The sequence below is a fragment of the Albidovulum sp. genome (genome assembly GCF_049646345.1).
Lineage (GTDB): Bacteria > Pseudomonadota > Alphaproteobacteria > Rhodobacterales > Rhodobacteraceae > Albidovulum.
In genome coordinates this window covers 1-2,674 of the sequence record NZ_JBARVQ010000049.1, presented here as the reverse complement: position 1 = coordinate 2,674, position 2,674 = coordinate 1, and the positions used below count along the sequence as shown (strand labels likewise).

General features: G+C 62.0%; 1 protein-coding gene and 1 pseudogene. Both read left to right on the top strand.

Annotation, left to right across the window (positions count from 1 at the left end; genetic code table 11):
- The first annotated feature begins 168 nt into the window (after positions 1-168).
- Positions 169-1,656, top strand: a pseudogene (istA, locus tag WBB85_RS01265) (IS21 family transposase).
- Positions 1,653-2,417, top strand: a complete 765-nt coding sequence (istB, locus tag WBB85_RS01260; RefSeq protein WP_432636812.1) for an IS21-like element helper ATPase IstB — start codon at positions 1,653-1,655, stop codon at positions 2,415-2,417. The pseudogene istA and the gene istB overlap by 4 nt, the downstream one beginning before the upstream one ends.
- Positions 2,418-2,674: the final 257 nt, after the last annotated feature.

The following is a 2,674-nucleotide window of genomic DNA, read 5'->3' as shown; positions in this document are numbered from 1 at the left end:
GGCTGAGGCTGTGTGGAAACTCGCGTGATTTCTCGTCGCTGAGGATTTTCTGTAAGCGGCGGTGACAAAGTCGGCCACGGTAGCGGCGGGATAATCCCTCTGCGGGCGGCGTAAAAGTCGTCCACTTTTGCCCTTTCTGATGACAGGGAGGGCGGGGGTATTTTCACCGTGGAACTTTACAGGAAGGTCCGTCTGGCCTGTGCGGACGGCATGAGTGCGCGAGCGGCGGCGCTGCATTTTGGGATTTCGCGCGACAGTGTCAGGAAGATGCTGAGTTTCTCAGTGCCACCGGGGTACCGGCGACGGGCCGAGATCAAGCGACCCAAGCTGGATGGGTTCACCGAGATCATCGATGCCTGGCTTGCCGAGGATCAGGGCCGGAACCGCAAGCAGCGGCATACGGCCAAGCGGGTGCTTGAACGGCTACGTGATGAGCATGGGTTCACTGGCGGCTACACCATCGTGAAGGATTACATCCGAGAGCGCGATCGGCGGGGGCGCGAGATGTTCGTGCCGCTGTCGCACCCGCCGGGGCATGCGCAGGCCGACTTCGGCGAAGCAACCATCATCATCGGTGGGGTGGAACAGAAGGCCCACTACTTTGCCCTCGATCTGCCGCACAGCGATGCCTGTTACATAAGGGCGTATCCGGCGGCGACGGCTGAAGCCTGGGTCGATGGCCATGTTCACGCCTTCGCCTTCTTCCGGCGCGTGCCGGTGTCGGTGCTTTACGACAACGACCGCTGCCTGGTCGCGAGTATCCTGCCGGACGGCACACGCAGACGGGCCAAACTGTTCAGCGGCTTCCTGTCCCATTATCTCATCCGAGATCGCTACGGACGTCCCGGCAAGGGCAACGACAAGGGCGGCGTCGAAGGGCTGGTCGGCTATGCTCGTCGCAACTTCATGGTGCCGGTGCCGCGCTTTGCATCCTGGGATGAGTTCAACACCCGGCTCGAAGAGCGATGCCGTAAGCGACAGGCGGATACTTTGCGCGGTCATGCTGAGACGATCGGGCAGCGACTTGCCCGGGATCTGGAAGCCATGGCCGACCTTCCGGCCGCACCCTTCGATGCCTGTGATCAGACGAGCGGGCGGGTCAGTTCGCAGGCTCTGGTGCGTTACAAGACCAACGACTAGTCCGTCCCGGTCGCCTATGGCCACCGCGATGTCTGGCTGCGCGGCTATGTCGACCAAGTGGTGATCGGCTGCGGTGGCGAGATCATCGCCCGCCATCCGCGGAGCTACGACCGCGAGGACATGGTCTTTGATCCAATCCATTACCTGCCCCTGATCGAGAAGAAGACCAACGCCTTGGATCAGGCCGCTCCCTTGGCCGAATGGGACCTGCCGCCCGAGTTCCAAACCCTGCGACGGCTGATGTAAGCGCGGATACTCAAAGCTGGGCGCCGGGAATACGTCCAGGTCCTGCGACTGCTGGAGACCTTCGAGCTTGGCGATCTGCATGTCGCGGTGAAGACCGCCCTGCGCATGGGAACCATTGGCTTCGATGCGATCAAGCACCTTGTGCTGTGTCAGGTCGAGAAGCGGCCGCCCAGGCTCGACCTCGACGTCTACCCTTATCTGCCACGGGCCAATGTCGGAACGACTTCGGCGGCCAGCTACATGTGCCTGATTGCAGGGGATGCGTCATGACGGACGCCCCCGAACTCCTGCTGGCGCATCACCTCAAGACACTGAAGCTGCCGACCTTCCTCAGGGAATACGACAAGCTGGCCCGCCAGTGCGCTGCCGAGGGACTGGACCATGTCCGGTTCCTCGCCCGGCTGGTGGAACTCGAACTGATCGACCGCGAACGGCGGATGATCGAGCGCCGGATCAAGGCCGCCAGGTTCCCTGCGGTCAAAAGCCTCGACAGCTTCGACTTCAAGGCGATCCCGGCCCTGAACAAGATGCAGGTGCTGGAACTGGCGCGCTGCGAATGGATTGAGCGGCGCGAGAACGTCATCGCACTTGGCCCGAGCGGCACCGGTAAAACCCATGTCGCCCTGGGGCTCGGTCTCGCTGCTTGCCAGAAGGGTCTCTCCGTCGGCTTCACCACCGCCGCAGCCCTGGCGCACGAATTGATGGAGGCCCGCGATGAGCGGCGGCTCCTGCGCCTGCAAAAGCAGATGGCCAATTGCAAACTTCTGATCATCGACGAGCTCGGATTCGTGCCGCTCAGCAAAACCGGCGCAGAGTTGCTGTTCGAACTGATCTCGCAACGCTACGAGCGCGGTTCCACGCTGATCACCAGCAATCTGCCATTCGACGAATGGACCGAAACCTTCGGCTCAGAACGCCTGACCGGCGCGCTGCTCGATCGGCTGACCCATCACGTCAATATCCTCGAAATGAACGGCGACAGCTATCGACTGGCTCAAAGTCGCGGCAAAAAAAGCCCGACCATCAACTGACCCCTACGCCTGATTGGCCCTGCCGGGCCAACGCGCCCAGCCACCCGCCAGCTACATGGAGAGCGCGGGCACCTGGGCGCGACACCCATTCCCGGCGCCTGATCCAGGATCCCTCAAGTGGCCTGATTTTGCTCCGCCACATGGACGGTTTTTTCTCCGCCGTTGACACCTGGCCTGAGGAGACGCCGCCCATTACGCTGTCGGTGAAGAAGCGCCAGCGGGTTTGTGGCTGTATTTCGAAATTTTCGACCATAATC